General features: G+C 44.5%; 13 protein-coding genes. 3 read left to right on the top strand and 10 right to left on the bottom strand.

The annotated features are described in order from the left end of the window. Positions 1-7 precede the first annotated feature (7 nt). The 5 genes from F0361_RS05520 to F0361_RS05500 form a co-directional block, all read right to left on the bottom strand. Positions 8-1,432 carry a M20 family peptidase gene (locus F0361_RS05520; RefSeq protein ID WP_154917550.1) on the bottom strand — a complete coding sequence of 475 codons (1,425 nt, stop codon included), beginning with the start codon at positions 1,430-1,432 and terminating at the stop codon, positions 8-10. 166 nt (positions 1,433-1,598) lie between these two features. Further along, on the bottom strand, positions 1,599-1,976 hold the full coding sequence (locus F0361_RS05515) for a nuclear transport factor 2 family protein (RefSeq protein ID WP_154917549.1): 378 nt from the start codon (positions 1,974-1,976) through the stop codon (positions 1,599-1,601). Between the two features lie 196 nt (positions 1,977-2,172). Then, entirely contained in the window at positions 2,173-2,568 is a 396-nt protein-coding gene (locus F0361_RS05510) for a DUF1398 domain-containing protein (protein ID WP_154917548.1), read from the bottom strand. A gap of 67 nt (positions 2,569-2,635) precedes the next feature. After that, positions 2,636-3,022 (bottom strand): DUF2019 domain-containing protein, encoded by a 387-nt coding sequence (locus F0361_RS05505; RefSeq protein WP_154917547.1) that lies wholly within the window; start codon positions 3,020-3,022, stop codon positions 2,636-2,638. Between the two features lie 56 nt (positions 3,023-3,078). Beyond that, on the bottom strand, positions 3,079-4,866 hold the full coding sequence (locus F0361_RS05500; RefSeq protein ID WP_154917546.1) for a chloride channel protein: 1,788 nt from the start codon (positions 4,864-4,866) through the stop codon (positions 3,079-3,081). A gap of 305 nt (positions 4,867-5,171) precedes the next feature. Here F0361_RS05500 and F0361_RS05495 point away from each other — a divergent pair, with 305 nt between their 5' ends. Together F0361_RS05495 and F0361_RS05490 are read left to right on the top strand one after the other, a co-directional pair. After that, positions 5,172-5,483, top strand: coding sequence for a GIY-YIG nuclease family protein (locus F0361_RS05495; RefSeq protein WP_154917545.1), 312 nt, complete (start codon positions 5,172-5,174; stop codon positions 5,481-5,483). 217 nt (positions 5,484-5,700) lie between these two features. Then, positions 5,701-6,054 carry a GIY-YIG nuclease family protein gene (locus F0361_RS05490; RefSeq protein WP_317131725.1) on the top strand — a complete coding sequence of 118 codons (354 nt, stop codon included), beginning with the start codon at positions 5,701-5,703 and terminating at the stop codon, positions 6,052-6,054. A gap of 202 nt (positions 6,055-6,256) precedes the next feature. Here F0361_RS05490 and aspS read toward each other — a convergent pair whose 3' ends face one another. Further along, the gene (aspS, locus tag F0361_RS05485; RefSeq protein ID WP_154917544.1) at positions 6,257-8,005 is read right to left on the bottom strand and encodes an aspartate--tRNA ligase; all 1,749 of its coding nucleotides are present in this window, start codon (positions 8,003-8,005) and stop codon (positions 6,257-6,259) included. Between the two features lie 352 nt (positions 8,006-8,357). Here aspS and F0361_RS05480 point away from each other — a divergent pair, with 352 nt between their 5' ends. After that, positions 8,358-8,705, top strand: a complete 348-nt coding sequence (locus tag F0361_RS05480; RefSeq protein WP_154917543.1) for a toxin-antitoxin system YwqK family antitoxin — start codon at positions 8,358-8,360, stop codon at positions 8,703-8,705. Positions 8,706-8,775: 70 nt separating this feature from the next. Here F0361_RS05480 and F0361_RS05475 read toward each other — a convergent pair whose 3' ends face one another. The 4 genes from F0361_RS05475 to F0361_RS05460 are packed head-to-tail and all read right to left on the bottom strand — an operon-like array spanning position 8,776 to position 15,413. Next, positions 8,776-12,270 (bottom strand): efflux RND transporter permease subunit, encoded by a 3,495-nt coding sequence (locus F0361_RS05475; RefSeq protein ID WP_154917542.1) that lies wholly within the window; start codon positions 12,268-12,270, stop codon positions 8,776-8,778. A gap of 6 nt (positions 12,271-12,276) precedes the next feature. Next, the gene (locus tag F0361_RS05470) at positions 12,277-13,440 is read right to left on the bottom strand and encodes an efflux RND transporter periplasmic adaptor subunit (RefSeq protein WP_154917541.1); all 1,164 of its coding nucleotides are present in this window, start codon (positions 13,438-13,440) and stop codon (positions 12,277-12,279) included. A gap of 26 nt (positions 13,441-13,466) precedes the next feature. Then, positions 13,467-14,807, bottom strand: a complete 1,341-nt coding sequence (locus F0361_RS05465; RefSeq protein ID WP_154917540.1) for a TolC family protein — start codon at positions 14,805-14,807, stop codon at positions 13,467-13,469. Next, on the bottom strand, positions 14,808-15,413 hold the full coding sequence (locus F0361_RS05460; protein WP_154917539.1) for a TetR/AcrR family transcriptional regulator: 606 nt from the start codon (positions 15,411-15,413) through the stop codon (positions 14,808-14,810). Positions 15,414-15,480 lie beyond the last annotated feature (67 nt).

The following is a 15,480-nucleotide window of genomic DNA, read 5'->3' as shown; positions in this document are numbered from 1 at the left end:
AAAAACCTTACTTGAAATTCTTGATAAGCTGGTAGGAAAATGAAATGATTTCCTTGTAGTTATCCTTGCTGATTTTCTCGTCTATTCCGTGAAAACGAGACATGCTATCCGGTCCCAACCTAATGGGATAAAAACGGTACACATCCTCCGCGATTTCGTAAAAATATCGTGCATCCGTACCACCGCCTACCAATCCCGGAACCACTACGCTGTTCGAGAATTGGGTACGTATGGTCTGTTCCAGGATCTTATAGGCATCTGAATCGATACTCGATACTTCTGAAGGATTGGTCAAAAACCCTACAGGTTCTACCTTGATCTTATCGGAAATGGTGTTTTCAATATGTTCCTGCACCGATGCTATCGTCTCGCCGGGCAATATCCTAAAGTTGATGGTCGCCTCGGCTACCGTGGGGATTACGTTGTTCTTAACGCCGCCGCTTACAATGGTAGGGGCCGTAGTGGTGTGGGCGTTCAATGCTTCCAGTATGGGGTCCTTGAACAGCCAAGGGTTAGCGAAGGTCATTCTTTTAAAGAACGGGAGTTCCGCGCCCATATATTCCAGTTGGTAATTGATGGGTTTCACCAGTTTGTAGGGCAGTTGGTTGTTTTCCAGGTCCACAATGGCCTTTGCCAACATTCCAATGGTATTTTCCTTGGGCGGTTGGGAACTGTGGCCCCCTTTGGTTTCTACAATAAGCCTAAAAGAGGCAAATCCTTTTTCGGCCAGGTTGACCATGGCTACGGTCTCAATACCGGGAACTAGGTTCTCCGCCAAAAATCCGCCTTCGTCCAAGGCCATGGCCGCGGTAACGCCTTTTGACTTTAAATGCTTTGCGATTTCGGCGGCACCTTTGCTGCCCCCAACTTCCTCATCGTGTCCAAAGGCCAAATATATCGTCTGGCAGGGTACAAAGGACTCCTCCAACAGTTTTTCCACGGCCTCCATAAGTCCGATCAAGGTTCCCTTGTCGTCCAAGGTGCCACGGCCAATGACGTGGGTATCGGTAATCGTACCGGCAAAAGGCCCTGCCTCCCAGTCCGCGAGTGTGGGCTGGTCCACGGGAACCACATCTTGGTGCGACATTAAAATAACCGGCTTCTTGGAAGCATCGGAGCCTTTCCAGGTGTATAGCAGGCTATAGGTATTTATTTTCTCAAGGGACAGATTTTTATGCACTAGGGGAAAGGTTTCTTCCAAATACCTGTGAAAGCCAAAAAAGGCGGTCGAGTCCGGAATGGCGTCCTCGCTAAAGGAAATGGTCTCGTATTGCAGTCCCTTGGATAGGTTTTGAAAGATATCGTCTGGGAGCGCTATAGTTTCGGCAGTGCCCGGGGCCACTTGTTTGGAGCCCATTTTTAGGGTGTTGAAGACCAAAATGCCCGCAACGACGATCAGTATCAGCAGTAAAAACAGCAGTATTTTTTTCATAAGGTGGTGGTTGTTTAGGGGGATTGTTCGGCCCGATTAAATGTAAGCATTTCTATCGGTTCAAAATATACCGTTGTTTTTTGATGCCAGCTTTTCCATACAAATGCATCCGAAGCAAAGAGAACGCTTCGTGACAACTATCAAGTGCAGGGTAAACCGATTAAATCTAGTGTATGGGAACGACGTAAGACCGAATGGATTTTACCGTGGAAGCCTTGGCACTGGTGAACTCATAAAAATCCGAGAAACCGAACCTATTGCCATCCTCCATCAGCATTTCGCCATGTACGGCGGCTTCCTTTCCATGCGTGACGATCCCTTGAATGGTAAGCTCCTTCGTTTTATTGGTGCCCATTTCCTCCAAAGCCGATTTAAATGCTTCCTTTCCTTGTATTGGGGTATCGCCCACCAAGGTCCAAACGACATCCGTAGCCATAAACTGCATGGCGTTCTCAAGATCATAGGCCGCAAAGTATTGGGTGAGTTGTTTTACCAATTCCCTTTTTGGTGAATTTCCGCAATCGGGTTTACAGTATATATCCATACCTTTTAAATTAGGTCAATAGCTTGATTCTCAAAAACTTCCTTTTGCAAGCGGTATTTCGCTTATTATACAAATCCCCTGCTAGCGCAAGCGTCACGCTTGTGTTGGGGTTAGTTGTATATTAGATTTAGGCAGGAGCAAGATGCTCGCGCCAGCCCGGGGGAATCATTTTTTTGGCACGTACAGCCACTGATTCTTATTGGGCAATGGGTATGGCTTCCAATAGAACTGCATTTCCGGCTTTATCATAATAGGTGCAGGTCAATTTTTGAAGGTCCACAATCCATTTTTCAACACCTGTTTCCGCACAATGGTTGCAAAAGGCAACATAATCCGTTTCCCCTTTTTGGTGCGATGAAAGGTATTGGGCAAATTGTTCTTTTTGGCAAGCCTCCACAATAGCCAAAGGGTCGTATTCTGGTTCCGAGCGGGTTTGAAACCCATTTTCGCCAAAATATTGGGTGTGGCTATCCGTTACCCAAGTTTCGAAGGAAACAACCCCAAGTTGCTTAATTTCCTGAATATACTTTGGGAAGTCGGCTCCTGTTTTGACGTTCGCGTGGGCTAGTTCTATTTGTGCTAGGGTGAACAAAGTGGGCAAATGTTTGATGAATTTTCTAGGTAAAGTATAAAGGAATGGATTTTAACTCAGTTCTTTGTTATGTGCTGGCTTTATTCCAGTCGTTTTTTATAATTAATCCTTTTTTCCACATATCGATAAGCGTTTGGGAGGTCAGTCCAATTATTCCCTTGTCTGCCGAAATGTTCTGCAATATTTCCATAGATTTTTTTTCGTCGGTTCCAATAAGTTCAACGGCAGCCCATAATCTTACAGATAAATTGGAATGCTTTAAAAGTCCATAAAATTCATTTTTAATTATAGGTTCAGATTGCGAAATCCGTTTGGTAATTTTCTCAATTCTTGAATGGATTTTATTGCTTTTTGAGCTATCTCCGTTTTCAATTGAAATTCCGTGTTCTGTTGCTAAATCTATATATTCCGAGATAAGTTTATTCATATAGAGTTGCTGTTCCTTAGCTTGCACATAACAATTGTATATATGTACAATTACACATATTTCTTTTATATCTGTAATATAAACTAATTCCCCGTAAAGTTGATCAGCTCCCTACGGTAGGCCGTCAACAATTTGGATTTGGAGACAAAGCCCAGATATTTTCCATCCTTGACCACGGGCAGGTTCCATGCCCCGCTATCCTGGAACTTTTGCATGATCGCCTGCATCTTGTCCTGCCCGTAAAAGATGATTTCCGGGGGCTTTTGCATAAAGGTGATGGCCTTGGTGCTTTTGTACAGGGTGGTATCGAACATAAACTCCCGTATATCGTCCAGCAGGATTATGCCCACCAAGGCTTCTTGGCTATCCACTACGGGAAAGATATTTCGGGTAGACTTGGCCACGGATTCGTGGAGCATTTCGCCCAAGGTCATGTGTTGGTCTACCTTTTTAAAATTCATCTCAATAAGGTCGTCCAACTGCATCAGTGTCAGCACGGCCTTGTCCTTGTTATGGGTGAGGAGGTCGCCGCGTTCGGCAAGTTCACGGGTATAGATCGTATAGTCTATGGTGTTTTTTGTGATCAGGTAGGAGATGGATGCCGTAATCATCAGTGGAACGAAAAGACCGTAGCCTCCTGTGATCTCCGCAATGAGGAAAATAGCTGTTAGCGGTGCGTGCAACACCCCGGCAATGAGTCCGGCCATTCCAATGAGCGTAAAATTACTCTCCGAAACCGAGAAGCCCAATCCCAGATTGTTAATGACCTTTGCCACCACGTTGCCCAAGGCACTTCCCATCACCATGGTGGGTATGAAGATTCCACCCGCCCCGCCGGCCGCCAAGGTAGTGGTCATGGCCACGGCCTTGAAAATGGTAATACCGAACAACAGGGCGATGACCACCCAAATATTGTCCAGGAAGGCGTCAAAAGGTGTCTTTCCAAGGGCCTGTATATGGTCGCCGAGCAATAGGTTGTTGATAAAGCTGAAACCTTCCCCGTAGAGCGGTGGTATCATGTACAGCATGATGCCTATGGCGAGTCCGCCCACCAGGAGCCTATATTTGGGACTTTTTAGCGGTTTGAACAAGTGCAGGATGCCAAAGTACATTTTGGTAAAATAGATGGAGGCTACTCCCGTCCCTATCCCCAGAACGATGTAAAAAAGGGTATCCTTCACCGCAAAGGCACGTGAAATATTGAAGGTGAACAATACCTCGTTGCCCAAAAAGAAGTAGGAGGTAAGCACCCCCGATATGGATGCCAATAGCAGGGGCAGCATGGAGATCATGGTAAGGTCCATGCTAAAGACTTCTACCGCGAAAATAATTGCCGCGATGGGCGATTGAAATATGGAGGCGATGGCACCTGCCGATGCACAGGCGATCAATAACGAGCGTGTTTTGGCACTGATGTGGAATAATCGGCCCAAATTGGAGCTAATGGCCGCTCCCGAAGCTACCGCGGGCCCCAAAAGTCCAACCGACCCTCCAAAACCAACGGTCAACGGGGCGGCGACCAGTTGGGTCAGAATCTGTTTTCGGTCAATGATGCCTTTCTTTTTGGAAAGGGAGAAAAGGATGGAGGACACGGCGTGTTTCAAGCGTTCCTTGTGCACAAACTTAACGTAGAGATATACCAAGGTCAACCCTATGATGGGCAGTATAAAGTATAATTGGTTACTGGAGAAGATGATGCCTCGTTCCAGGGAGGCTTCAATAAAATAGGTAATGTTTTTTAGGGTGACCGATGCCAGGCCCGCCAACAACCCTACTACAACGCTGAGGATGTAGATGAAGGTCTTTTCGGAAATATGCTTGTACCTCCAAATGAGCAAACGCTTTAAGAATGATTTGTTTTGGGTTGGCATAGTAATACCTTGAATTGAAGGAACGTTCAAAGGTATTTAAATAGTGTTTAATTCCGATGGTTCTTTTTTTGTCATTCTGAGTGGAACACGTCCACTTTTTGTAATTCTAAGTCAGTCCCTTGTTATGTCATTCTGAGTGAAACGAAGAATCTGTTGTGTGTCTAGTACTCCCAACAATAACCTTAATTTCTTTGGGAATTCTTCACTACAATAGATACTTAACTACGTTCAGTATGACAAAAGGGTGAATTATGTCATTCTGAGTGAAGCGAATTGGAACGAAGAATCTTTCGTATTTTCCTGGCATGTATAAAGAAGGTTGGCGCACATACTATGTTTATATCCTAACAAATAGGAACAAGACGGTGCTCTACACAGGTGTGACCAACAGTCTACAAAATCGGTTGCGACAACATCAAAATGACATCTCACTTAACAAAAAAACCTTTGTGTCAAGATACAAGTGTCACCATTTGGTGTATTATGAAGAATTCACTTGGATTCAGGAAGCCATTGCAAGGGAAAAGGAAATAAAGGGTTGGTTACGCATCAAAAAGTTAAACTTAATCAAGACCAAAAATCCAAATCTCGATTTCTTGGAGGATTCGTTCCTATAATAGATACTTCACTTCGTTCAGTATGACAAACGGGTGTCTTTTGTCATTCTGAGTGTACCACCCTTTTTTGTCATTCTGAGAAGAGCGCAGCGGAACGAAGAATCTGATGTGTGTCTAGTACTCTCAACAATGGCCTGAATTTCTTTGGGAAATTCGTTTCTATGATAGATACTTCACTACGTTCAGTATGACAAAAGGGTGAATTATGTCATTCTGAGTGGAGCACAGCGGAACGAAGAATCTTTCGTATTTTCCTGGCATATTTAAAGAAGGTTGGCGCACATATTATGTTTATATCCTAACAAATAGGAACAAGACGGTGCTTTACACAGGTGTGACCAATAGTCTTCAAAATCGATTGCGTCAACATCAAAATGACATCTTAATTAACAAAAAAACATTTGTGTCAAGATACAAGTGTCACCATTTGGTGTATTACGAAGAATTCACTTGGATTCAGGAAGCCATTGCAAGGGAAAAGGAAATAAAGGGTTGGTTACGCATCAAAAAGTTAAACTTAATCAAGACCAAAAATCCAAATCTCGATTTCTTGGAGGATTCGTTCCTATAATAGATACTTCACTTCGTTCAGTATGACAAACGGGTGTCTTTTGTCATTCTGAGTGTACCACCCTTTTTTGTCATTCTGAGAAGAGCGCAGCGGAACGAAGAATCTGCTGGGTGTCTAGTACTCCCAACAATGACCTGAATTTCTTTGGGAATTTGTTCCAACAATAGATACTTCACTGCGTTCAGGATGACAATCGTGTCTGTTAAAGATACAACTTCAAATGCAATTCCTCCAACTGCGCATTGTCAATGGGGGCAGGAGCATCGATCATAACGTCCCTACCGCTGTTGTTTTTAGGGAAAGCAATAAAATCACGGATGGTTTCCTGTCCGCCTAAAATGGCTACCAATCGGTCCAAGCCAAAGGCGATTCCCCCATGGGGCGGTGCACCATACTGGAAGGCATCCATCAAAAACCCGAACTGTGCCTTGGCCTCCTCTGGGGTAAATCCTAAATGCTTGAACATAATAGATTGGGTCTCCTTGTCATGGATACGAATGGAACCTCCTCCAATTTCGTTCCCGTTCAACACCAAATCGTAGGCATTGGCGCGGACCGCCGCCGGGTCTGAATCCAACAACTCCAATTGCCCCGGTTTTGGGGAGGTGAATGGATGGTGCATGGCATGGTAATGTCCGGTTTCCTCATCCAGTTCCAACAACGGGAAATCAACGACCCATAAAGGTGCAAACTCATTGGATTTCCGCAAGCCTAATTGTTGTGCTAATTCCATACGGAGGGCGCTCAATTGGGTACGTGTTTTATGTGTTTCCCCAGATAGTATACAAATCAAATCTCCAGGTTTGGCGCCCGTGACTTTAGCCCATTTGGCAAGGTCCTCTTGGTCGTAAAACTTGTCTACAGAGGATTTGTAGCTACCATCTTCGTTGCAACGGCAGTAGACCATTCCCAATGCCCCAACTTGTGGTCTTTTGACCCAGTCAATCAGCTGGTCTATTTCCTTTCTGGTATAGGCGTTTCCACCGGGCACGGCGATACCAACGACCAGTTCGGCATTGTTGAATACATTAAAGTCTTTATGTTGGGCCACCTCGTTCAATTCCCCGAATTCCATCCCAAAACGGATGTCCGGTTTATCGTTCCCATATTTTTCCATGGCCTCGTCATAGGTAATTCGGGGGAAGGTATCTACTTCCACCCCGTTGATTTCCTTTAAAAGGTAACGGGTCAGTCCCTCAAAGACGTTCAAAATATCTTCCTGCTCCACAAAGGCCATTTCACAATCTATCTGAGTAAACTCCGGTTGTCTATCCGCCCTGAGGTCTTCGTCCCTAAAACACTTTACGATCTGGAAATATTTGTCCATGCCGCCCACCATTAACAATTGCTTAAAGGTCTGTGGGGACTGCGGAAGGGCATAGAACTGACCTTCGTTCATACGGCTGGGCACTACGAAATCACGTGCGCCCTCTGGGGTGGATTTTATCAAATAGGGAGTCTCTACCTCTATAAATCCTTGTTGCGAAAGGTACTTTCGCACCTCCATGGTAACCTTGCTTCGAAAGATGAGGTTGTTTTTTACCGGATTTCGGCGAATGTCCAGATATCTGTATTTCATGCGAAGATCCTCACCGCCATCCGTATCGTTCTCGATGGTAAAAGGTGGAGTTTTGGAGGTGTTAAGTACAGTTAGTTCCTTTACCAGTACCTCAATATTTCCTGTGGGGATCTTATCGTTTTTGGAAGCCCTTTCAATGACCGATCCCTTTACTTGGATAACGAATTCCCTACCTAGGTTTCGGGCGTTTTCCAAGAGTTCTGCAGAAGTGCGGTCCTGATCAAATACCAATTGGGTAATCCCATATCGGTCGCGTAGGTCCACCCAAACCACAAATCCCTTGTCACGGGTCTTGTGCACCCAACCGGACAAAACAACATCGGTATTTATATGTGAATCCCTTAATTCCCCACAGGTATGGCTTCTGTACATAAGTATCGGTTTATAAAAGAAAGGGCAAATTTAAGAAGTCTTTGTTGATTAGAAATTTATTTATTCCATCCCTTTTTTATATTGTAAGGAAGGGTATAATTGTTAAAGTTAACATTGTAAGTTTCTAAAAAACAGATACCTATCTTTTTAATGTAAATTTAATGTTAAGTAAATGTTACCTAAATATTGATTTATAGTAAAATAATGCTACATTTGTAACGTTAATGTTATGTCGAAGGTACTTAATTAAAAAATATATATTATGAAATGCCTGATATTAATGTTTGTAAGAACATCATAAAAGTTTCTGGCATTGCATCTGACAATTGAAAAACAATAAAAATATAAACAGATGAAACGTTTACTGATAATCGCCATTTTAACACTTTCTTTCGGTGTAAATGCGCAACAGATAGCTCCCAAGTTTGAAAAAATAGGGGAAAAGGTAAAAGCCACCTATTTCCATGCCAATGGGGAAATTTCCCAACAAGGTTTTTTCCTGAACGAAAAATTACAGGGAGAATGGATTATGTACGATACCAAAGGCGAAAAAATTGCCATGGGTAACTACGATAAAGGTGTTAAGACCGGTAAGTGGTTGTTTTGGGAAGGTGAAATTGTTAAAGAAGTTAGTTTTGACAACAACAAAATCGCCAGTGTAGAACAAATGAATGTGAAGGAGTCCGTCGTGACCAACTAGTGTCTCCTTTTAAAAATAAAAAGCCCGATACAAAAGTATCGGGCTTTTTTGTTGCGTGCCATTTATAACACTATTCAGAAATCATTGTCTCTTTTTTATATTCTGTTGAACGAAGACCCCTTATCTTGATTTTAATTCGGTAAACGATATTGAACAATACCGGTACAATGATCAAGGTCAAGAAGGTGGCTACCAATAGGCCGAAAATAACCGTCCATGCCAAGGGTCCCCAGAACACCACGTTATCCCCACCAATGTAAATATGCGGGTTAAACTCGGAAAAGAGGGCAAAGAAATCGATATTCAAACCAATGGCCAAAGGGATCAATCCCAACACGGTGGTAATAGCGGTCAAGATTACGGGGCGCAAACGTGCCTTACCTCCCTTAACGATGGCTTCGGTAGCTTCGGGCAAGGTCAAAAGGTCCTTGTCGTCCATGCCCAATTTTACCTTTTTTCGGTCTACCAAAATCTGGGTATAATCCAGCAGTACCACGCCGTTGTTCACCACAATACCTGCCAAGGATATAATTCCCATCATGGTCATCATGATCACAAAGGACCAACCGGTAATCATCAATCCACCAAACACTCCAATAAAGCTTAGGAAAATGGCAATCATAATAATCAAGGGTTTTGAAATCCCCCCAAATTGGAATATCAATATCAACATGATGAGTCCTAGTCCGGAGAAAAAGGCACCGATCAAGAACATCTGCTGCTTGTTCTGTTCCTCGATCTCCCCGGTATAATCCACTTTTATATTTTCCGGCATTCCCTCAAACTGCTTCATTTCCTCCTGGATTTGGGCAACGATGGCCGCGGCGTTCCCCCCGGCTTTTAACCCCGAATACACAGTAACCACCCGGTTACCATCACGGTGTTTGATCGCACTGAAGCCGGAAGTATTGGTTTCCTTGGCAACGGCGGAGATGGGAACTTCCTTTATCTGTCCGCTTGCGGGATCCCTAAAAATGATGTTCTGGTTGAACAGGGCACTTTTATTATACCTTAGATCTTCGTTGAAACGAACGTTGATGTCGTAATCCTCCCCGTCTTCCTTATAGACCCCGGCCTTTTCGCCAAAAAGCGATCGGCGCAATTGGTTCCCTACCTGGCCCACGGCCACGCCCAGTTCCCCGGCCTTTTCACGGTCCACGTTCACGCGCATGGCGGGCTTGCTCTTGTTGACATCGATTTTCAGTTCCTCGATACCTTCAATGTTCTTGGTGTTCAAGAAATTACGGATGTCCTCTGCAGTGCTTATCAACTGATCGTAATCCCTGCCTTCCAATTCAATGTTGATGGGAGGGCCCGCTGGCGGACCGTTGGCTTCTTTTTCAACGGATATGGCCACCCCGGGATAAATTCCCGCTACGGCCTCCTGTACCTTGGCACGGATATCCTCCGTATTCACACCATCACGGTATTTGAATTCCGCAAAGTTTACGGTCACTTTTCCCTTATGAGGCATTTCTGCAGATGAACCACCATCTGTCAGTGGGTTTCCGGCCCCTTCGCCTACTACGGATACCGCCGAGGTTACGATGAAGTTCTCCCCATTCTTTTTGTATGCGGGGTCGTCCATGAGTCCGTATACCTGTTTTTCGACTTCCTTGGTGATCTCGTTGGTTTTTTCGATTGCGGTGCCTTCTGGGTATTCTATGTAGACATAGATTTCATTGGGAATGTTGTCCGGGAAAAATTCCACCTTGGTCCTGCCGGTGCCCAAAGACACGCCAAAGAGCATGAATACGGCAATCAATAAAAGAAAGGTGAGGCCAAAATACCAGTACACGTTTTTGCCCCGCAAAGCATGCTCTAGACGTCTCTCGTACCAATCCTCAAAACGGGACATAGTGTTCTTTTGAAATCTCTGCGCAGCTCCCTTAATTACATATTTGTAGACCCAAAACATGATGCCGGTTAAGATCAATACTGAACCCAATCCGCGCATGGCTCCACCAAAAATTAATATTAGGGCACCAAACCCGCCTAAGATGATGCTCAAACGGATCAATTGTTTTTTGGTAAGTTCCTTTTCACTGGTATTCATGAACTGGGACACCAACATGGAGTTCATAAAGATGGCCACTACCAAGGATGACCCCAATACTACGGATAGCGTTATAGGAAAATACTTCATGAACTGACCAAAGATTCCGGGCCAAAGACCTAGCGGAACGAAGGCCGCTACCGTGGTTGCCGTGGAAATAATAATGGGATAGGCGATTTCCCCAATACCCTTTTTGGCAGCCTCTATTTTGGGCATACCCTCGTCCATGAGTCGGTATACGTTTTCCACCACCACAATACCATTGTCCACCAACATACCCAGTCCCATGATCATCCCAAAAAGGATCATGGTGTTGAGGGTGTATCCCAAGGATGAAAGAATCATAAAGGACATGAACATGGACATTGGGATGGCGAATCCAACGAAAAGGGCGTTTCTGAACCCAAGGAAGAACATCAATACGGTGACCACCAGAATGATTCCGAAAATGATATTGTTCACCAAGTCGTCCACCTGATTCAGCGTTCTAGTGGAAGAGTCGTTGGCGATGGATATGTGCAGATCTGCCGGAAAGTAGTTTTGCTGCTCGTGTTTTACGATTTCCCTGATTTTGTCCGCGGCTGAAATGGCGTTCCTACCGGCACGTTTCTTCACGTCCAACATCACCACATTATCCCCAAATTCCCGGGCATACGTAGTTTTGTCCTTTTCCTCAAAGGTAACCTGTGCTATGTCCTTTAAATAAACCGCACCGTTTTCTGATTTTACGACAAAGTTGTTCAGGTCATTGGGATTTTCGATTTCCCCCAAAACCCGGATCGTTCTTCGTTGTCCACTGGCCTTTAAATTTCCGGCGGATATGGTCATGTTTCCGTTACCTATGGCATTCAATACATCCTGAAAGCTGATCTTGGCGGCCATCATTTTGTAGATATCCACGGCTACCTCCACCTCTTTTTCCTGAGCCCCTCGGATATCGGCCTTTTTGATTTCCGGAAGGTCCTCAATCTCATCCTGAAGATATTCGGCAAATTCCTTCAAACGCTCCACCGGATAGTCCCCGGTAAAATTGATGTTCATGATGGGTACTTCCTCAGAGAAGTTTAGGTCGAACACATTTGGTTCTACTTTGGCACCGTTGAACGTGGGCCAGTCCTCACTGGCTTTCTCAGAATCCACTTCGTCCTTTACGTTCTGTTTGGCCTGTTCCACGGTAATTTCCTCATCGAATTCCACCGTAATGATGGCATAGTCCTCTTGGGAAGTGGAAACAATTTCTACTACGTTGCTCACGTTTTTGAGTCGGTCCTCCAACGGGTCCGTTATCAATCGTTCAATATCCTCCGCGGTATTCCCGGGGTAGGGGGTGCTGATGTAGACCTTGGTCTCCACGATTTCCGGGAAATCCTCCCTTGGCATCGCCATATAGGCCGAAAAGCCCAGCCACAGGAAAATGGCGATCATCACATAGATGACCGATGGGTTGTCAATGGCCCACGAGGACAGCTTAAACTCCTTGTCGGCGTTTTTCTTTACTTTATCGCTCATGGAAACTTACTTTTGAATTTTTACTTTTTGGCCGTCCTTTACACTTCTGGCACCTTCCTTGATCACTTGATCCCCCGCTTCCAGACCGGATAATACCTCTGCTTGTCCCTTTTGGGTTTTGCCAATGGTAATTATGGTTCTTTTCACGACCGCTTCATTTTCAGAATCGGGATTACCTGCTACAAAAACATATTGATCACCTTCCGCGTTTTCAGAAATAATACTTGAAGGTATCAAGATGGCATTGTCGCTTGTGTAATCGTTGAGGTTCACCTTGGCGGTGAGGTTTGGTTTGATCTGTCCGTCCTTGTTGGGAACCGGAATTTCAACGCTGAAAGATCGGTTGGCGGGATTGATAAAGTTTCCTGTTTCCCTGATTTCCGTTTGGATGCTGTCACCCAAAACCGGGAAATATACCAAGGCCTCCTTGCCTTTTGATATAGCGCCCAGATACGTTTCTGGGACATCGACCTCTATGAACATATCGGAAAGGTTTACAATGCGAAATACTTCCGAACCCGGACCGGGTGCAACCACGGTTCCCTGATCTTTGATAACATCGTCAATGATACCGGAAAAAGGAGCCCTGATGGACGATTTCCCCAATTGGCTTTCCGCTTGTTTTACGGCATCCTGTCTGGCCTCGAATTCGGCCTTCGCCGATAGGTATTCGATTTCAGAACCTATCTGTTGGTCCCACAGCCTTTTCCTTCTTTCAAATGTGGTCTTGGCCAGTTCTGCCTGCGTCTTTAACTGGGAAAGCTGGCTTCCCATGCCGCCATCGTCTATGGTCGCCAATAACTGCCCCTTGTTTACGCGCTGCCCTTCCTTCACGTATACCTTTTGCAAGGTACCCGCCATTTCTGGATAGATAAGCACGTTCTGTTTGGTGCTTACATCGCCCTGAAGTTCCAAGTAGTGATTGAATACTTGGGGGTTTGCTTCGATCGTATTGACCAAGGGTAGTTTTTCTTCCGTACCAAATGTCAATATGGCGGAATCCAACTGTGCCAATTGGCTTTCCAGTTCTTTTTGTTGGGTTACCAGCTCGTTCTTTTTGGCCCGTATCGCTTCCAGATCACCCTTTTCTATAACACCCGTTACGGATTGGTTTTCGCCCCCGCAGGATGCTAGTCCTAGTGAAATGGCCAGAAAAAGTAGTTTTTTCATAATACTATGTTTAATTGATTGATTGCTTAAGATTGTTTGTTTAGAATGATTTCCAGTTCCGTTTTCTTATTGATGACGTCCACCATGAATTGTAGGTATTCCTGTTGGGCCGTATACAATTGCGTCTGCGCCTGCCTTAGCTCAAAACTACTGGCGAGACCTTCTGTATATTTGATTTGGTTCTTGTTTTCTATACGCTCGGCAAGTGCCAGGTTTTCCTTGGAGGTCTGGTATTGTTCAATGGCCAATACGTAGTTGCTTTTGGCATTTTCTAATTGTAGACGTATTTGTTGTTCAGCCTCCGTTAACTGGGTCTTTGCCTTTTCCATAGCGATTTTAGCTCGCTGGGTGCTTGCACTTCGCTTTAAGGAACTAAAAATGGGGATGCTTAGATCAATGCCAAAGGAAGAAAACTCGAAATAGTCCTGGCCCCTATCAAAAAAAGTAAATTGATCCCCAAAGGAAAGCGCACCGTAGCTTACAAAACCATTTAGGGTGGGCAGGGCCCGGCTTCTGGCCAATTTCCATTCAAAATACCGCTGTTCGTTGAGGTTGAGGGCAATTTTATAGTCCACGTTTTCTTCAAGGTTCAGATCGGTTTCCATGATTCCCAAGTCGATTTGTTCTTGGGTGAGGTTTTCCAAATCCTCCTTTAGTTGGGTTGGGGCATCCAGATCCAGTCCCATGACCACGTTCAGCATCTGCAGGGTAATATCTTCCAATCGTACCGCGTTCTTCAACTGGTTTTCAATGGATGACAATGTGATTTTTAGCTGGTCCACGCTTTCTTCATCACTAAGTCCGTTCTCAAACAGTTTGGTGGTCTCATAGAGATTTTTGTCCAAGGTTTCCTTGTTTCGCTGTAGAATTGCGACGCTCTCTTTCGCCAAAAGGACATTTCCATAGGATTCTACCACCGCTTTACGAACTTCTTGGGCCGTTTTTTCATTGTTATTGGCACTGTAACGTAAAAAGGCCTTGGTCGCCTGCACGCCTACAATATAGGAGCCGTCAAAGATTTTCTGGCGTAGTGTAGCGGAGGCATTTACCTGCTGGGGTTGCCCAAAGACCACCTCCACAAAGGTTCCAGGTTCACCACCGGCAATTTCGCCCGGCAACTGCACTACTTGTTGTATCAATTGGTTTTGGTAATTGACCGCACCTGATATTTGCGGCAACCCGTCCGCAATGGTTTCCCATTTTTGTTTTTGGGCATCGATGAGGTCCCTATCGGCATTGATGGCACTATAGTTGTTTTCGAGTGCAAAGGCAATGGCCTCCTCCAAGGTAAAGCTATAGGTTTCTTCCTGCCCATGGCCCAATATGAAGGCCATGAGCGTAATTAAAATGATTAGTTGATTGCGCATTTATTGTTGATTTGAATTGATGATTTCGTTTAATTTTTGTCGGCCTTCCGGGGAAACGATACCTCTTAAGTGATATTCCAAATAGGTTTCCATCAAGAATATGGGGGAAAAACGATCTAAGGGGAACATAACTTGGTCTTTTATACTGTTCATACCGGCAAAGTAGATGCGGGCAATGAACTCAACATCCAAGTTGGGTCTATAGAGCCCCATTTCCATACCCCTTTGAATATTTGAAGTGACACAGTGCTGCATCATTTCAAATTGCATATCCTTGAGTTTCATGTAGATTTTAGGATAGTACTTCATTAACTGGTATTGGGGGGATGTCTTCTCGTCTTTAAGATGGCCAAGGACATACTTTTTTATTTCAAAGAGTTCTTCGATAGGGTCTTTTTCCAACTCGGTTATTTCGTTGATTCCATCACTCATGGAACAGAATTTGCCCATGACACAATCTTCGACCAAGGCAGTTTTGTTGCTGTACTCTGAATAAATGGTCTTTTTGGAGATGCCCATGGTATTTGCTATATCGTCCATGGTGACACTCTTGAACCCATAGTTCAGGAACATATCCGTTGCCGTTTCCTTTATTTTCTCTTTCATGATAGGGGACAAATGTAGGGCAGGAAACTTTAAAAACCGAAAAAGTTTCCAAAGTTTTACAATTTAT

This window comes from Maribacter flavus (assembly GCF_008386635.1).
Lineage (GTDB): Bacteria > Bacteroidota > Bacteroidia > Flavobacteriales > Flavobacteriaceae > Maribacter > Maribacter flavus.
This window is presented reverse-complemented; position numbering and strand designations above follow the sequence as displayed.